The sequence below is a fragment of the Pseudoalteromonas sp. P1-8 genome (assembly GCF_001399985.1).
Lineage (GTDB): Bacteria > Pseudomonadota > Gammaproteobacteria > Enterobacterales > Alteromonadaceae > Pseudoalteromonas.
Genome location: NZ_LJSO01000009.1, coordinates 74,051 through 90,993, shown reverse-complemented (window position 1 = coordinate 90,993; position 16,943 = coordinate 74,051). Strand labels below are relative to the sequence as shown.

Below are 16,943 nucleotides of genomic sequence, written 5' to 3'. Positions count from 1 at the left end.
AGCAACCTAACTCCCACTTTTAATTATTTTAACTAATTTAACATAACGTAATTTATGGGTAGTTGTTATATTTTAATCTTTAAGTATAGACTATTAAATTAGCTAGTTTTCTAATCTACACCTCTAATAATTTAATACTTAAAACTTCTGTTCATTTCAAACTTTTGATTTATCTTCGCTATCAGAAATTTCGTATTTCATTCATAAGCCACTAATTTTACTTAATATTATTTCTTCACCTTATTATAGTAAGACTTTCGGGTTGGGCCATAAGGCTTAGGCCTCAATACCGCTCACGATTCACATTAGTCTAAACAATAATAACAAGGATTCATCATGAGGAAGTTTTTTCTAATCATCATAATTGGCTACTTCGCATGGGATTATTATGCAGTAAATTATGGGGGTATCTCACCAACACAAACGCTTCAAACAAAAATTATTGATCCCGTAAAATCAAATTATAGCCATAATCGAGATATCACAATATCTGATTATGAAAAGCCAGAGTATGAATGTGATGGCCGTCAATATTGCAGCCAAATGAACTCTCTAGAAGAAGCGTTATTTTTTACTAAAAATTGCCCTAACACAAAATTAGATCAAAGCCCTGGAGAAGCCCCCTGCCAGAGTGATTTCATATTACGTGATTAGATTGTATAAATCCTTATGTGAAATAGTAGTTTTTTATATACACTAATTTGTTGATTTAACACATGAATCAGCCTAATAAATAAGATGGAAGATAGGTAAGTTTTGACTATACTAAATTAGTAGTAGCTATATGTAGCTTGTTTCTTTTTAGTAAGGAGTTCTCTTGCCGGTTCCAGGATATAGTTTAGTTGATTGTATCGACAATAGTGGTTACTTCTTACTTCATAGTGCTAAGTCACTAAAAAACGGTGACTTAGTTCTTATAAAATCACTAAAAGAAGTAAGTAGAGACAAAGATACAATAAACAAGCTCTTACTTGAGCATGCATTTTCAGATAAATTAGACCATCCTAATATTTTAAAACCTATTAATTTCATTAACGAAGATGACTGTACAGCCATCATTTATGAATATTTTCCTGCCAAACTTCTTTCTAAACTTTTACAAAAAGCCCCTATTTCAGTAAATGAGTTTCTGCCATTAGCTGTTAAGCTGGCAGAAACAGTCAAATATTTGCACTCTAAAAAATTAATTCATAAAGATATTAACCCCCATCACATTTTGATTAGTGATGATTTATGTAGCTTTAAATTATTTGGTTTACATATTGCGACCTCACTTTCGAAGTCTTCACAAAACTTAACTAGCCCAGCAGTTTTAGAGGGTACCCTCGCTTATTTATCACCAGAACAAACCGGGCGTATTAATCGAAAAATAGATTGCCGCAGTGATCTTTATTCTTTAGGCGCCAGTTTTTATGAAATGCTAACTAGTAAACCTCCTTTTAGTGAACAGGATCAACTAGCACTTGTGCACTGTCATATTGCTAAAAAAGTTGTGCCAGTTAATAAAATTAATACAAACATTCCCGATGTTATTGCTGATGTTATTAGTAACCTACTTCAAAAAAATGCAGAAGATCGTTATCAATCAGCTTGGGGGTTAGCTAAAGATTTGAAACTAATTTCAGCTCAGTTTGAGAATGATCCATCTCTCACTAACTTTGAATTACCAAATGTAAACTTCTCAGCATCAGAGCAATTTAATATTCCGCAGAAGTTATATGGTCGTGACAAAGAAATAGATGATTTATTGCAGTCTTTCGAGCGAGTCGCCCAAGGTAGTTGTGAAATCTTTTTAGTATCTGGTTATTCTGGTGTCGGAAAGTCTGCTCTGGTGAAAGAAGTCTATAAACCAATGACTGGAGAATATGGATATTTTAGTTCTGGTAAGTACGATCAGTATCAGAGAAATATCCCTTATTCTGCCATCACTGATGCCTTAAATAAATTTTGTCGTTACATTTTAACAGAACCTAATGATGAATTAATTCTTTGGCGCGATATTTTTAACAACCACCTCACCGATAAAGCAGTATATTTGTGTAATATAATTTCTGACTTAAACCAAATTCTGAAAATTAAAGATGTAGATATACCGAAAAAAAACATAGATAAAAGTCTATTACACAGTTTATTTTTAAGCCTTATGACTGCAATTTGCAGTAGAAACCGCCCTTTAATTTTATTTTTAGATGATATGCAATGGGCTGACTTAGCATCTTTAGAGTTATTAGCATCTTTATTTGATAATGTAAAATTACATCATTTATTAATAATACAAGCATTTCGAGATAATGAGGTTGACACCCAACACCCATTCACTAAATTTATCACCGAAATTAAAGATAAAAACGTACCTGTAAACCAGGCTTTTTTGAATAACTTACCACAAGATGTAATAAATACTCTAATCAGTGACACAATAAACACCCCTGAAATAGAATGTATTCCTTTAAGTGAACTAATATTTAAGAAGACATTAGGAAACCCCTTTTTTGTTTTACAATTTACGACAGAGTTATATGAAAAAGGTCTTCTATATCACAACCTAGAAAAAGATTGTTGGTGCTGGGATAAAGAAACTATTTTGGCAGAAAACATCACCGATAATGTTGTTGATTTTATGGCAGAAAAAATTAATGAGCTACCAAATCAAGCCTGTGATTTACTTAAGTATGCTGCAAGTGTTAGTAATACATTCGACACTAATATGTTAGTAGCGCTTTCTGATAATCAATACACAGCCAAGCAGATAATTAATAATTTGATCCCTGCTATCGATAGAGAACTTATTTTAACTCCGCAATCGATTTCACATGTCATTCCTTCACAAGTGGCCGTTGATGAAAATGTGCAATTAAAATTTTTACATGACCGTGTGCAGCAAGCCGCATACTCACTTATCCCTGAAAATGAGCGTCAGCAAGTTCATATTAATATTGCCAGACTGCTTTATCAGTATGCACTTAACAATAACATTCTAGATAAAAGTTTATTTGATCTAGCAAACCAATTTAATAAAGCAATAGAGCTTATATGTAACCCTCTTGAAATAAAGCAAGTTATTGAAGTCAACTATTTAGCTGCAAGAAAAGCGTTTGACTCGGCGGCATATAGCTCCGCTTATAATTATCTTATCTTTGCTAAGAGATTATTAAAAATAGAAAATTTTAAAGTTAACTATAGTGTAACGTTTGAGACCTTACTGTTGTTATGTAAAGTAAATTGTATTTTAAATAAATATAATGAATCCGATGAATTTTATACTCTATTACTAAAATATAAACATACAGCTTTAGATCATGCGCGGGTACTGCTGGTGAAAATGGATGATTTCCACCAACAAGGTCTCTATCAAGAAGCGCTAGATACACAATATCTAGCGTTAAAAGTATTAAATCTAACGCCGCCTTCTGAGTTAGAGAACTTAGATGCTCAAATTGTTAACGAGATTACGCTCATAGATACATACCTTGCACAGCATTCTATTGATAGTCTCTATGATTCTAATAACTTAGAAGATGAACAGATTTTATTATTACTCGATATTCTGACCAGCCTTTGGATCACAGCATATTTATTATCTGATGAGGATGTTGTGCAATGGGCATCAGTAAAAATGTGTAGCCTTTGCCTTGAACATGGTAGGTGCGAACAATCTTCCTTTGCTTATATTCTTTATGGTTTTGTTTGTGTTAATCGGCTGAATGAATTCAAAAAAGCGGATGAATTTGGCAAAGTTGCACTAAAAATTGCTGATAACTATCCAAACCTAGCGTTACGCGGCAAAGTGTACTTTATGTATGGCTTAACAATTTGCCATTGGAGTAATCATCTTTCCTTCTCTACTAAAAGCTTTCGGCAAAGCTATCAATTCAGTTGTCAAGCTGGAGATTGGACATACGCAAGCTACGCAGCAGTTAATATTATTTCAAACTTAATAATAGAAGGCCTGCCCTGTGATGACGTTTTAACGGAAGCCAATAAGTACTTAAGTTTTTTAAAAGAAAAAAATGAAGAATCAACTAAAAGCTTTTTCATACCTGGTGCATATGTCCCATTACTGCACTTAATGGGTAAATGTGATAGCCATAATAGCTTTGACTGTGATGTTTTTGATGAACAGGAACACCAACTTTATGCCAAAGACTCACCGATTATTCAAGCTTGGTATTATTATGCAAAAATCAGAGCGCTCTATTTAATTGGCCTATATGACGAAGCTCTAGCAATTATTGACCATATTCATATCATCCCAATGGGTGTGCCAGGACAAATAAAAACACCTGAAGCTTATTTTTATTCGTGTTTAGTTCTGCTCGCTAAACCAGAAACTTATTTAGATTCGAGTAAATATCAGGGCATGTTTAAGCACATGTTTGAACGCTTGAAAACGTGGAGTTACTCGTGTGAAGGTAACTTTCTTCATAAGGTAAAATTGATAGAGGCTGAATTAGCAAGTTTGAATAACCTACCTTTCTATGAGGTATTTGCTCTTTACCATCAAGCAATCGAGCTTGCTAAAGCTACCGATTACAAACTGATTGAGGCATTAGCAAATGAGTTACTCGCAAATTACCTAATGAAGCAAAGTAAACTTGAATATGTCATGCACCACCAGCAAAATTCTCAGACTATATATAATCATTTATCAGTCAATGTAAAAACAGCAAACTCATCTTCAATAAACGATGGAATTTCTATGCTACCCACTAATGCATCTTTAGAAGTGTCGACTAGTTCAATTGCGCTTCATTCTATGATGCAGGCAGCTAATGTACTTTCAGAAGAAATGGTTATAGATAAATTACTGAATAAATTAATTGCCATTGTTATGGAGTTTTCTGGCGCCTCAAAAGTTGCTTTATTACTTAAGAAAAATTCAAAATGGTGGGTAGAAAATATTGGTATTTTGAATAATCAAAATTACCAATTTGAGCCTTCACCTTACGTTAAATCCACTGATATACCTGCTAGTGTTATACGATATGTGATTCGCACACAAAGTATGGCTTTAATTGGTAATGTGTCTGTCGATTCGGTTTTCACCAACGACCCTTACATTGAGAAGCATCAACCAAAATCTATTTTATGCTTACCACTTATCTACAAGAATCGAATCAACAGCATTGTCTATTTAGAGAATGAACTCACTACTGATGCCTTTGGCCAAAACCATTTAGACATGCTCAATTTATTGATTGGTCAAATGGCAATCTCAATCGAAAATTCAGTCCTGTATAGCCAAATGGAAGAAAAGGTCATTGCACGAACTAATGATTTAGAAGAATCACTAAAACAATTAAAACAAACGCAAAATCATTTAGTCGAATCAGAAAAAATGGCTTCATTAGGTCGATTAGTTGCAGGTGTTGCCCATGAACTTAATACCCCTTTAGGTGTGAGTGTCACAGCCTCTTCAAATCTACTTGAATTAATCGAACAACTCCGTATCGCTTTCGAAGCACAAACTCTGACTCGAAAAGATTTTGTCTCTAGTATTACGAATATCAATGAGGCAGGTTCTATTGTTTACCGTAACTTAAATAGAGCAGCCGAACTGGTTGCCAACTTTAAATTAGTCGCTGTTGATACCAGTAACGATGAAGAGCGTGAAATTAATCTAAAAGAATACTTAACAGATTTAGTCAGCAGTTTATCTCCTGCTCTTAAAAAGAGTCATCATACTATCCAAATTGATTGTAGCGATGACTTAGTGATCAAGGTTGACCCTGGTGTTATCGCACATATATTCACCAATCTTATTTTAAACTCTTTAATACATGCTTTTGAAGATACACAAGAAGGTCAGATAACGATTACTGCAGACCTTGAAGGCTCAAAACTTAGAGTTGATTTTCAAGATAATGGTAAAGGCATGACGAAAGAAGTACAGAGTAAGATATTTGAACCCTTCTACACGACTAAACGTGGGGCTGGCGGTAGTGGTCTTGGAATGAATATTGTTTATAACCTTATCGTTCAGAAGCTAAAAGGTACAATCAGTTGTCACTCTGAGGTTGGAAATGGCACTAAATTTACAATTTTTTCTAACCTTTAACCCGCCATCTAGCTTATTTCAGTTAAAAGGTATTAACTTTTTTAACATAAAACCTGAATTTTCCTAGTTCTTTTTCACGAATTTATCGCTAAATTGTTTATAAACATTAGTGATCAAATTAACACTACCTCTTTCTGGTTCAGACTGTTTTTATTCCGCTAATTTACTTTCTGAATTTAAAGCTGTACTTGGGTGATTTTAACGTGAAACATAGAATTAATACCGATACCGAAGTTAAATTTTCTGAATCTGACATCCTCCTATCGACTACTGATTTGCAAAGCCATATTACCTATGCCAATGATGAATTTTGCAAAATAGCTGGTTTCACGCTAGACGAAATGGTAGGTAAGCCTCATAACCTTGTTCGCCACTCTGATATGCCGAAACTGGCTTTTGCAGATTTATGGCAACATCTCAAAAATGGTCAATCTTGGATGGGGCCTGTTAAAAATCGCTGTAAAAATGGTGATTATTATTGGGTTAATGCCTTTGTAACACCGATTAAAGATAAAAGTGGTCGTACTTTTGAGTTCCAATCAGTTAGAACTAAACAAAGTGATGAGGTCGTACAAAGAGCTACCGCTGAATATGCAAAAATAAACAATAATCAAAAATCTCATGCTACAGCAGCTAAGTTCGATGCCACTCTGTACATAAGTGCCCTATTATTCATAAGTTTTTTAGGTTCGCTGGCTTCCGCTTTTAGTTCTGGGTTTGATATTTTTAATTGTCTACTAGTTCTATTTTTAGCATCAGCTAATGGGCTTATGTATTTTTGGCGTCAAAAATATTTAGCGCTTATAAGCAAAGCAAAACAAGTTTTTGATAACCCTTTAATGGCTTATCTGTATTCTGGTACTAATGACCAATCTGGCTTTTTACATCTTGCCTTAGAGATGCAACAAGCTAAATTAAAAGCGGTTGTTGGTCGTGTAAATGATGTGACTATGGGCGTTAATCACAACGCGCAACAATGTGCTGAGTCTGGTCATAACGTGACTGAACTTTTAAATAAACAAACAGATGAAGTCTCTCAAATTGTTGTTGCCACAGAGCAAATGACGGCCTCAATCAATGAGCTTTCATCTAGCACAATGCAATCTAATCAAGCTGCTGAAGAGTCAAACCAAGCAACCGAAGAAGGCTCACTTGCGGTCAAGCAAACGGTAACTTCAATCAGTGAGCTTGATGAAAAACTCAAAGCAGCGAGTAGCCAAGTAGAAAACTTAATTGAAGGCAATCAACACATTGTGGCAATTTTATCTGAGATAAATGCGATTGCTGATCAAACTAATTTACTTGCTTTAAATGCGGCCATCGAAGCTGCCCGTGCGGGTGATCATGGCCGTGGCTTTGCCGTTGTTGCTGGTGAAGTACGTGCATTAGCCTCACGAACTCAGCAATCTACAGAAGAAATAAACAATGTATTAAATCAGCTCACTCACGCTTCGAAACAAGCACAACTTGCCATGAAAGATGGACTTAATTTGTCGGCTAAAAGTGTTGAGCTTGCACATCAAAGTGGTGATAGTTTAGACCATATTAAAGCTCAGTCTATCAAACTAAGTGAACTCAATAGCATCATAGCGCATGCAATGAACGAACAACTAACAGCAAGCCAAGTTATTGCTACCAACTTAACGTCAGCACAAGACTTTGCTCATGAGTGTACAGAGCTTGGCCATACTTCGCAGCAACTTTGCGAAGCGCTCCTCAGTAAAGTGACAGAGCAAACTTCCTTGATTAATCAGTTTAAGTAGCGAAAGCAATACTATTTAATAAGGTTTATTTTCGGTGTGTGCTTATTAGTACACACCGCATCGAATGCTTCTGCTAGCCGTTCTGTTTCTTTGAATACCTGCTGCCAATATTTAATGCGTGTATCAGCATCAAGTTCTGTAAAGTCTTTACGATCAGGGATTTTGCCATAAGGTAATGAAGCAACAAAGTCAGCTGATGGAGTGATCATCACTACGTTATCATAGTTACTCGGGGTAATTCCACGCTTTAGGCTCTTATCAAACCAACCTGCTTTAGGGCTGTTATTAAAATGCGGATATAAAATAAGCCCGTCATTATGAATACTTAAGTCAAAGTGATAGTCGATAATACCGCCATCGCGATACATACCAGGCGGTGTTCCTGTTATATTTTTAATACCCTGCATGACTAATGGAATAGAACCTGAAGCAAGTAACGCATCCGCTAAATTATCTTCGCTTAGCTCAATAGTATGGGTATTAAAGGTATTATTATCGGAAAAAGATAACTGACTATCCGCAGGCTGAAATACATAACGTTCATATTGCTTACTTAACAAGCGTCTATTCATTCGATTGACTAAGTAGCTTTTAGATAACCCCATTAACTGCATCACTTTATTTTCTGATGCTGTAAAGCCATTCGATTTTGCAACTATAAAGTGGGCTTTGAAAATAGGGTTGTTAATGATTTCTCGAATACCATTTTCAGCAAAAACTGTGCTTAATAACTCTCGCGCTTTTGTTGTTATTTCTTCTGGTTTTGCTTTATTCGATGAATAGCGTGTTTCAGAGTAAGACTTTGCTAATCGAGATATCGCAGCAATAGGGTCATTTTGTGCAAAACAGGCAGATCTAAATGCCCCAGCACTTGACCCTAATAAGTTTAAAGGTGTGGTACGGTCTTTAAAAAATTCACCAAATAGATATTTATCCAAACCAAATAATGTAAACCACTTGGGCCCGCCGCTTGCTCCTAAAAAGGTATTAAACAAATCGGCAGACAGGCCTTGCTCTTGAATTACTTTTGCAGCACTAGGCCCTGCGTAAATATCTATCATGGTCACTTTTCTCGTTATTGTTTTTGATTATTTGCGCCAAATCCCTTGTTCTGTTTGACCTTGAACCTGCACTTTTTCAGAATCAAAACTCGGTTCTTGCCCTGCTTCACGTTGACTATGGTAGTCTTTTGTCACAGATAAGATGGTTGGCGTTAAGCGTATGATAGCGATAACGTTCACCACTGTCATTAAACCTAAAGCAATGTCTGCAAGATCCCACACTTGTTTAATGGTGGCCGATGCACCCCAAATCATCATTGATAAATATAAACAGGTATAAATACCTCGGCCGAGTTTATTATCTAGTTTAAATAAATGTAGGTTACTTTCTGCGTAGGCATAGTTTGCAACCACAGAAGTAAACGCGAATAAACAAATTGCTGCCGCTACAAAGTAAATGCCACCAGCAGCCATATGCGCTGTCATCGCAGATTGAGTTAAGCGGATCCCTTCCATTTCGCCGCTAATATCAATATCAGCCAATAAAATAATCACCGCCGTACAACTACACAGCACAATGGTATCGAAAAACACCCCTAGCATTTGAATATAGCCTTGAGTGACTGGGTGATTTGGTACGGGTGATGCACAGCCAGATGCATGTGGCACACTCCCCGCTCCGGCTTCATTCGAATAAAGCCCTCGCTGAATACCATTTTTAATTGCGGCGCCCATTGCCCCTGCGCCTGCTTCTTGTAAGCCAAAGGCAGAAAGTAAAATATCTTCAATCATCACAGGCACTTTACCGATATTCAATAAAGTAATAATGATGGCTGCGAGTACAAATAATATGCCCATAACTGGCACAATGCGTTCAGCAAAGCGGGCAATAGCTTTAAAGCCACCTAAAATAATAGAGCCTGCTAGTATCGTGATCACAATACCTGAATAGAGTGTTGGAATTTCAAATGCGTAATTGAGGGCGTCGGTAATGGTATTCGTTTGCATGGCACTAAACGTAAAGCCATAACCAAGAAACAAGCAAAAAGCAAAACACACTGCAAGCGCTCTGCTGTCCAAGCCTTGCTGAATATAATAAGCAGGCCCGCCCCTAAACTCGCCATTGGCATCCCTAACTTTATAGACTTGCCCAAGTACGCTTTCGGCAAAACCAGTGGCCATGCCCAAAATGGCAATCACCCACATCCAAAATATTGCACCGCTGCCCCCTAACGAAATTGCAACGGCAACCCCTGCAAGGTTACCAGTACCTACACGTGCTGAAAGACCTGTACATAAAGCTTGAAACGAACTAATTGAGTTTTTATCGGTGCTGCTACTCGACTTCAACAGGCTAAACATATGGCGAAACTTAACCAATTGAATCGCTTTTAACCTGACCGAAAACCAGATGCCAGCAAACAGAAGAATATAGATAAGAATTTGGCCTTCTCCCCAAAGAAGACCATTGATTGTCGATACAGCACTGTTAAACATGGCAAGCCTTTATTGTTCTTGTAGATAAAAAATCACAAAAAGTGAATAGCTAACCACTTTAACTCTATTTACAAATATCTCAAGTAGGCAATGGGATTAATTGCCCGAGCCTGCTCCCAACTAATTTAGCAGTTGTTGCTGTAAAAAGGCACGACCTGCCGCTAAACCTAATTTGTGATCATAGCGCAGATCTGAATCTGTACTACCCAGTAGCTTACTGCGTAATTTATCGCCTGCAAAAATTTGTGTGATACGGGCATCACTTGGTGGGTTGGCAATGAAATCGAGTTCATCTTTATAAGCTTGTTCGTGTTGAACCAAGTAATCAATGGTTTTAGGGCAATAACCTGATACACAAACTAGTGACTTTATCTTATTTACCCATTCAGATTGTACTTGAAAGTTTTCATCAACAGTTCTAATAACCACAATATCACGAGCACCACGGTTATAGGCTTCTTTCACAGGTAAAGGTGCAGCTAAACCACCATCTAAATACATATCATGCACTAAATCAGTATTAGAGCTTTGAATAATGGCATCGTTTGCGGCCTTTGTTGTTAACCAAGGTGTTAAGTTAACGCCGTCTTTATATAAAAAGGGTAATGCGCTTGATGCTTTTAACAAGGCCAACCATTGCGTATCTTCACCATTTGGGCTCAAATAATACGGTTTGCGGTCAGCCGCGTTTGTAGTTGTGATCAACAGTTCGCGTTTACCTAGGCTTTGCGTTGCTGTTTTAAAATCAAGGGCACGGTTTACCTCTTTGGTTTTATCAAAATACCAATCAAGGTCAACAATGCTTTTACCAAACAGCCCGCGGCCAAGTTGGAAAAAACGTTTATGACGAGAAAGGCCTCTGATCAAACGTTTTGCATAGCCTTTTTGACGCGCTAAATAACTTGTTAAGTTTTGTGAGCCTGCCGATGTGCCAATGAATAAATCGAATGGATCGTAATTATTTTCTAACCATGCATCGAGCACACCTGCGGTAAAAATCCCTCGTTGCCCACCACCCTCAGCGATTAATGCTGTTTTTGTTTGTGGTTCTACTGCGGCAATTGTTTGAGATTTCACGGTGCACCTTCCTAGGGTTATGGTTAATATATGTATTGTATTAAGTTAATTTCAATCCTTAAAACGGATTATATAAATTGATTTAATCTATAAAACCGTTTAATAAATGAGTGTCAGGGCTTAAGCAATGCGCATAAAAACTCATTACACGCATTCACTATTTGCTAAACCGTATTAGTGCATGATGCTTGCTAATATTTCCAGCGCATGTTGTCTGTCACTCAATTCATACAGGTCATTTGTAAAAATAAACTCATCAACCTGTAGCGTTTGTTTAATCATACTCAGCTTATGCTTAACGCTCGCTTGACCGCCAACAACAGAAAGCCCTAAAAAGCTTTCAACTTGCATTTTTTCTTGCGCTGTCCACAATCCTTCCATTGTTGCAACAGGCTCTTTAAGCCAAAGTGGCTTGCCGCGCATAAGTGCTAAGATACGTTGTTTCGCTGTGGTTGCTAAAAACTGTGCTTGTTCGTCGGTGTCAGCTGCAACAACAGGTAAGCCAAGCATGACGTATGGCTTATCTAATAGCTCAGATGGTTGAAATTCTCTGCGATACAATGCAATGGCATCTTCAACAAAGCGCGGCGCAAAATGACCCGCAAATGCGTATGGCAAACCTTTTTTAGCAGCAAGCCCAGCACTATAAAGGCTTGAGCCCAGTAACCAGATTGGTACATTTGTATCTTCACCTGGGATTGCGCGTACTGGAGAGTCACCTTTATATGGGCCAAGTAAAGCTTGCAGCTCCGTTACCTCATCATTGAAGTGTTCAGCGCGTTGTTCGTCACGGCGTAAAGCACGGCTGGTAATTGGGTCACTACCTGGGGCTCGGCCTAAACCTAAATCAATGCGACCGGGGTATAAACTCTCTAGGGTGCCAAATTGCTCAGCAACCACCAGCGGTGGATGGTTAGGTAACATCACCCCACCTGCACCTACGCGGATATTCTGAGTTTTACCTGCGATATGACCTATCAGTACTGAACTTGCGGCACACACGATACCGCGCATATTATGATGCTCTGCCATCCAAAACCGATTAAAACCCAGTTTGTCGGCTGTTTGTGCATAGGTAACAGTGTTAGCTAGTGTTTGCGAAACGGTTTCGTGCTCTTTCATTGGGCTCAATTCAAGCAATGAAAATGGTGTGTTGCTAAGATCTGACATTCGCTCTCCAAAATTTAACTCTTTATAATTAGTTAATGAGAGCGAATGGCTATTTTTCAAATGCTAATTAGGCACGGCTTTGTTGCTGTTTTTCCACCTTTAGGCCATCGGCATCAATACCACGCTTCCAATAAGCTGATGCAACAATGTGTTCACGATCAATTTCAAAACTGCTTGTTATTAAACGGCGAATTGCCTTCACCAAGTTTGCTTCTAATGCCATAAACACCATAGGTTGCGTGTTATAGCCAGCACATAAGCGTGTTACTTGGTCGAGTAAATCTGTTTCTGGCTCATCTGTAACTAACCATTCAACACTGTGTTGGGTATGTGTTTTAATTTGCTCAAGTTCAATGATGTCGGCTTTATCAGCAACATGAATAATGACATCGACAGTGGCATCTTGTGGCAGGGCTTGTAAGTAGCCATTGATCGCATTTACAGAGGTTAAATCTGCCAGCATTAAATAATGTGTTTGCGTAAAATCAGTGAGTTTTTTAGGGCCTGGGCCTGCTATACCTACCTCGTCGCCTACACATGCATTTTGTGCCCAGTTGGTTGCCACACCTTGATGCTGGTTAACCACAAAATCGAGGGTAATTGCACCGCTAATGGGGTTGATATCACGAATAGTGTAAGAGCGCATTAATGCTGGGTGCTCAGCGTGTAAATCAAGTTCAACCTTAGATTCACCGGCATGCGGGAGTAATACCTTTACGTACGCACCTTTTGCATCTTGTGGGAAATCGGCAAACTCGTTTGAGCCAACAACAATTCTTTGTAGATGCGGGGAAATACGTGTAGTACTTAATACGTTTGCACGACGAACTTTTCTAGCCATCTTAGTCTCCTAGCTGGTTAAATTGCACAACGCCCCAATAGTTGATATAGTCAACTATACGCTTTTAATTGACTTTGTCAACTAATGCAAACTTGCTTAACTTAGGTGAATCATGCCACAAACCTCTCTTTCTTCAGCTTTATTTACACTGGCACAAAGTTACCGTGTCACTGTACGCGAAGCCATTAACGCCAACGAGCTTGGTCTTAACGCACTGCATGTACGCTGTTTACATATTATTGCCGAAACACAGCACTGTACTGCCAATGATATTGTTGCCAAAACTGGTCGTGATAAAGCACAAATAGCACGCTTAGTAAAAGAGCTTATAAAGCTTGAACTGGTTTCTAAATGTGCCGACGAAAACGATAAGCGCTGTTTAATTTTATCCTTTACTGATCAAGGTAACGCCCTATTCTCGCGTTTAGAAGTTGCAGAGCAAGAGGTTGATGCCAAACTTTGCCACGGTTTAACTGATCAGCAAGTACGTGATTTTATCGCTATTGCCACAACCATGATCGAAAATATCAATCACAACACCCCGTGATCTTATTGGCAAGATAACCACAAACCACTATACTGTACAAACGTACAGTATAGTGGTTTTGTTATGCGTGTTATTCCTATTTATATCGAAGCTGGCGTATGTGGTTTTGAATCACCGGCAGCACAATACAAAGAGCTAGGCTTATCATTAGATCAGCTATTGATTAAACACCCTGATGCAACATTTATTGGTATTGCCTCTGGCGAATCAATGCAAGGTGTGGGGATTTTTGATGGTGATTTATTACTGGTTGATCGCGCCGAAGACGTTAAAAATGGCGATGTCATTGTCGCGAATCTAAATGGTTTATTTGTTTGTAAGCTATTAGATAAACACAATGCCCAGTTATTATCAGCCTCACCTAAATACCCCGCAGTGCAACTACGCCAATCTGATGAATTTCAATTAGAAGGCGTAGTCACTCGCTCAATTCGCTTACATCGCAGTAGTAAAGAGCTATTAGCATGTACGCCTTAGTCGATGCGGTTGCCTTTTATGCCAGCGCCGAAAAAGTATTTGATCCGGCTATTCGTAGTAAACCGGTTGTGGTTCTTACTAACAACGATGGCTGTATTTGTGCCGTGTGCCCTATTGCACGAAAGCTGGCTATTCCAAAATTTCAGCCTTATTTTCAAGTAAAGAAAATACTCGAAGATAACCAAGTGGTGATCCGCTCATCTAACTATGAGCTGTATGCGGATTTAAGCGAGCGGATGATGAACGTGATTGGCCGCTTTTGCGATAATCAGCACATATACTCTATTGATGAATCATTTTTAAACTTTACTGGTTTCAACAAGCTTATTCACGATTGGCATCGTTATGGCCATGATATTCGCCGTACCGTATGGCGCGAAACAAAGCTGCCAGTCGGTGTTGGATTTGGCCCAACAGCAACCCTAGCCAAAGCCGCCAATCATGCAGCGAAAAAACTCCCCGGCTTTGATGGCGTTGCAGTGATTGACTCAGAAACTTCACGGGTAGCCATTCTAAAAGCCATGGACGTACAAGATGTTTGGGGCGTTGGTCGGCGTTTAGCTAAAAAACTCAAAGCAATGAATATCAATACGGCCTTTGATTTAGCCGAACAAGAACCACGAAAAATAAAGCGCCTTTTTAGTATTGTATTAGAGCGCACAGTGAACGAGTTACGCGGTAAAAGCTGTTTAGCCTGGGATGAAGTACGCCAAGACAAAAAAGAGATTTTTTCGACCCGTAGTTTTGGAGAGCGTATCACTGACGCCACAGCGCTGAAAACAGCACTGATCAATCATTGTGTGATTGTAGCAAGAAAACTACGTGCGCAAGGCTCACAGACTCAACGTTTATTAATGTTTGTGGCCAGCTCTCCTCACCAAGATGGCTATTATAAAAAGTCCTATATTTATGAGTTTAGTGTCGCCACCGCCGATAGTTGCGTGTTTGCCAATGCTATCAGCGAGGTATTTGATCATCTCTATAAACCTGGGGTACGATTTTATAAATGTGGTGTAGGTGCTCTTGAGTTATCAAGCCACATATTTCAGCAACCTGATCTATTTCAAGCGCCTATCGATAACCCTAAACTGATGAAGTGTCTTGATAACATTAACACCCGTTATGGCGTGGGTACCCTTGCCATAGCCAGCGAAACTCCTACGACCCGTTGGCATATGAAACGCGCGTACTTATCGCCTCATTACACAACCCGCTGGCATAACCTACCAAAAATACATTGTTAAAAGTCTGCCAGCTTAGCATTTAATAAACTGCATAAATCCTTAGGGGCCAACGAAATCTCAAGGCCTCGCTTACCAGCTGAAACATACATCACGTCAAAGCTATCTGCAGATTGATGCACATAGGTATTAAGGCGCTTTTTCTGACCTAGCGGGCTCACTCCCCCTAAAATATAACCTGTGGTATTTTCGACTTTTTGTTGTGGAGCCATCTGTACTTTTTTAACCTTTGCCGCCTTTGCCAGCATTTTCAGGTTAACTTGTTGGCTAACTGGCACAATAGCAACCAAAAGCTGGTGGTCAGCATCTTCAAGTACTAAGGTTTTAAATACTTGCTCAGCGGGCAGCTTAAGCTTTTCAACCGCTTCAAGGCCAAACTGTTGTTGCGAAGGCTCATGCTGATAACTAAGCACATCAAAACTAATACCTTTCTTCTTCAGTAAGTTTATAGCCGGCGTCATTGATTTTCCTATAACTAATTAATTAGCAGTCACTTTATAAAACATACCGTGAACAAGGAATATAAGGCAATAGAAAAACCGCTACAAAACACACTAAATAGGCCTAATTCGACTACACTAAAGTAATGAATCCTGGGCAGGGTAACAAGCATGTCTAGACACACAGGGCTCTATCTAGCCAAACAATTATTTATCATACTCACCCTATTGTATGCAGTGAATTTTGTGTGCAACGAATACCTAGCATGGAATGCCTACATGGATTGTCAAAGCAAATGCCATACGCTTGGCTTAGAAAAAGGCCGAATACAAAACACTACATTTTCAGAGGATGTGACTTTATGTCGTTGTCTTGCTGATACCGACTACTAAGTTGTGCTGAACTAAATCTGAAAATACCGACTAGGAATTAGGTAAATTTCACGTATTATTAAATTGATTATAAGTTAAACAAAGGAAAGTACATGTTTTTAGACTACTTTGCGCTGGTCATGCTAGTGTTTGTAACGGTAGTAATATTTTATGGTGTTATTGCCATTCACGATATTCCCTACGAAATTGCCAAAAAACGTAATCACCCTCATCAAGATGCCATCCATTATGCAGGCTGGGTTAGCCTATTCACCCTACACGTGCTGTGGCCGTTTTTATGGGTTTGGGCGACATTATGGCGTGATGACCGCGGTTGGGGTTTTAACCAGATCCAAAAGGAACAGGAAGACTTAGCAGAGAAAGTAGCTAGCCTGACAGCCACAGTGGCAGCGCTACAAGCACAAATAAATGCTCAATCGAATAATAAAGAGAAATAAA

At 38.5% G+C, this 16,943-nt stretch carries 14 protein-coding genes; 8 read left to right on the top strand and 6 right to left on the bottom strand.

The genetic code is table 11. The annotated features are described in order from the left end of the window. The first annotated feature begins 336 nt into the window (after window positions 1–336). From AN213_RS20575 to AN213_RS13760, 3 genes are all read left to right on the top strand, one after another. Window positions 337–654 carry a hypothetical protein gene (locus AN213_RS20575; protein ID WP_054563095.1) on the top strand — a complete coding sequence of 106 codons (318 nt, stop codon included), beginning with the start codon at window positions 337–339 and terminating at the stop codon, window positions 652–654. Between the two features lie 163 nt (window positions 655–817). Further along, window positions 818–6,058 carry an AAA family ATPase gene (locus AN213_RS13765; RefSeq protein WP_055198885.1) on the top strand — a complete coding sequence of 1,747 codons (5,241 nt, stop codon included), beginning with the start codon at window positions 818–820 and terminating at the stop codon, window positions 6,056–6,058. A gap of 203 nt (window positions 6,059–6,261) precedes the next feature. After that, complete coding sequence (locus AN213_RS13760; protein ID WP_055198916.1) at window positions 6,262–7,821, top strand: methyl-accepting chemotaxis protein; 1,560 nt, start codon at window positions 6,262–6,264, stop codon at window positions 7,819–7,821. An 11-nt stretch (window positions 7,822–7,832) separates the two neighbouring features. Here AN213_RS13760 and AN213_RS13755 read toward each other — a convergent pair whose 3' ends face one another. The 5 genes from AN213_RS13755 to AN213_RS13735 form a co-directional block, all read right to left on the bottom strand. Beyond that, complete coding sequence (locus AN213_RS13755; protein ID WP_055198884.1) at window positions 7,833–8,882, bottom strand: patatin-like phospholipase family protein; 1,050 nt, start codon at window positions 8,880–8,882, stop codon at window positions 7,833–7,835. Window positions 8,883–8,909: 27 nt separating this feature from the next. Next, the gene (locus AN213_RS13750; RefSeq protein WP_055198883.1) at window positions 8,910–10,319 is read right to left on the bottom strand and encodes a sodium:alanine symporter family protein; all 1,410 of its coding nucleotides are present in this window, start codon (window positions 10,317–10,319) and stop codon (window positions 8,910–8,912) included. A gap of 120 nt (window positions 10,320–10,439) precedes the next feature. Beyond that, window positions 10,440–11,396, bottom strand: coding sequence for a patatin family protein (locus AN213_RS13745; protein WP_055198882.1), 957 nt, complete (start codon window positions 11,394–11,396; stop codon window positions 10,440–10,442). A gap of 174 nt (window positions 11,397–11,570) precedes the next feature. Further along, window positions 11,571–12,566 (bottom strand): LLM class flavin-dependent oxidoreductase, encoded by a 996-nt coding sequence (locus AN213_RS13740; protein ID WP_055198881.1) that lies wholly within the window; start codon window positions 12,564–12,566, stop codon window positions 11,571–11,573. Window positions 12,567–12,633: 67 nt separating this feature from the next. Next, window positions 12,634–13,407, bottom strand: a complete 774-nt coding sequence (locus AN213_RS13735) for a siderophore-interacting protein (RefSeq protein ID WP_055198880.1) — start codon at window positions 13,405–13,407, stop codon at window positions 12,634–12,636. A 112-nt stretch (window positions 13,408–13,519) separates the two neighbouring features. On the opposite strand from AN213_RS13735, the gene AN213_RS13730 reads away from it, so the two are divergent. From AN213_RS13730 to AN213_RS13720, 3 genes are all read left to right on the top strand, one after another. Then, a complete protein-coding gene (locus tag AN213_RS13730) occupies window positions 13,520–13,954 on the top strand; it encodes a MarR family winged helix-turn-helix transcriptional regulator (protein WP_054563088.1) in 435 nt (144 codons plus the stop codon). Between the two features lie 63 nt (window positions 13,955–14,017). Then, window positions 14,018–14,431: a LexA family transcriptional regulator gene (locus tag AN213_RS13725; protein WP_054552219.1), complete on the top strand. Its 414-nt coding sequence runs from the start codon at window positions 14,018–14,020 to the stop codon at window positions 14,429–14,431. After that, complete coding sequence (locus AN213_RS13720; protein WP_055198879.1) at window positions 14,419–15,675, top strand: Y-family DNA polymerase; 1,257 nt, start codon at window positions 14,419–14,421, stop codon at window positions 15,673–15,675. The genes AN213_RS13725 and AN213_RS13720 overlap by 13 nt, the downstream gene beginning before the upstream one ends. On the opposite strand, the gene ybaK is transcribed toward AN213_RS13720, so the two are convergent. Continuing rightward, window positions 15,672–16,133 (bottom strand): Cys-tRNA(Pro) deacylase, encoded by a 462-nt coding sequence (gene ybaK / locus AN213_RS13715; protein ID WP_055198878.1) that lies wholly within the window; start codon window positions 16,131–16,133, stop codon window positions 15,672–15,674. The two genes, AN213_RS13720 and ybaK, sit on opposite strands and share 4 nt — an antisense overlap. Before the next feature lie 150 nt (window positions 16,134–16,283). Between ybaK and AN213_RS20185 the strand changes: the two genes are divergently transcribed. After that, on the top strand, window positions 16,284–16,505 hold the full coding sequence (locus AN213_RS20185; RefSeq protein WP_150114721.1) for a hypothetical protein: 222 nt from the start codon (window positions 16,284–16,286) through the stop codon (window positions 16,503–16,505). Window positions 16,506–16,597: 92 nt separating this feature from the next. Next, window positions 16,598–16,942, top strand: coding sequence for a DUF3302 domain-containing protein (locus tag AN213_RS13710; protein ID WP_054552213.1), 345 nt, complete (start codon window positions 16,598–16,600; stop codon window positions 16,940–16,942). Window position 16,943 lies beyond the last annotated feature (1 nt).

Coding starts and splice junctions, on each gene's coding strand:
- AN213_RS20185 (WP_150114721.1), top strand. CDS start 16,284: ATGTCTAGACACACAGGGCTCTATCTAGCCAAACAATTATTTATCATA.
- AN213_RS13750 (WP_055198883.1), bottom strand. CDS start 10,319: ATGTTTAACAGTGCTGTATCGACAATCAATGGTCTTCTTTGGGGAGAA.
- AN213_RS13735 (WP_055198880.1), bottom strand. CDS start 13,407: ATGGCTAGAAAAGTTCGTCGTGCAAACGTATTAAGTACTACACGTATT.
- AN213_RS13740 (WP_055198881.1), bottom strand. CDS start 12,566: ATGTCAGATCTTAGCAACACACCATTTTCATTGCTTGAATTGAGCCCA.
- ybaK (WP_055198878.1), bottom strand. CDS start 16,133: ATGACGCCGGCTATAAACTTACTGAAGAAGAAAGGTATTAGTTTTGAT.
- AN213_RS13710 (WP_054552213.1), top strand. CDS start 16,598: ATGTTTTTAGACTACTTTGCGCTGGTCATGCTAGTGTTTGTAACGGTA.
- AN213_RS20575 (WP_054563095.1), top strand. CDS start 337: ATGAGGAAGTTTTTTCTAATCATCATAATTGGCTACTTCGCATGGGAT.
- AN213_RS13720 (WP_055198879.1), top strand. CDS start 14,419: ATGTACGCCTTAGTCGATGCGGTTGCCTTTTATGCCAGCGCCGAAAAA.
- AN213_RS13730 (WP_054563088.1), top strand. CDS start 13,520: ATGCCACAAACCTCTCTTTCTTCAGCTTTATTTACACTGGCACAAAGT.
- AN213_RS13755 (WP_055198884.1), bottom strand. CDS start 8,882: ATGATAGATATTTACGCAGGGCCTAGTGCTGCAAAAGTAATTCAAGAG.
- AN213_RS13725 (WP_054552219.1), top strand. CDS start 14,018: ATGCGTGTTATTCCTATTTATATCGAAGCTGGCGTATGTGGTTTTGAA.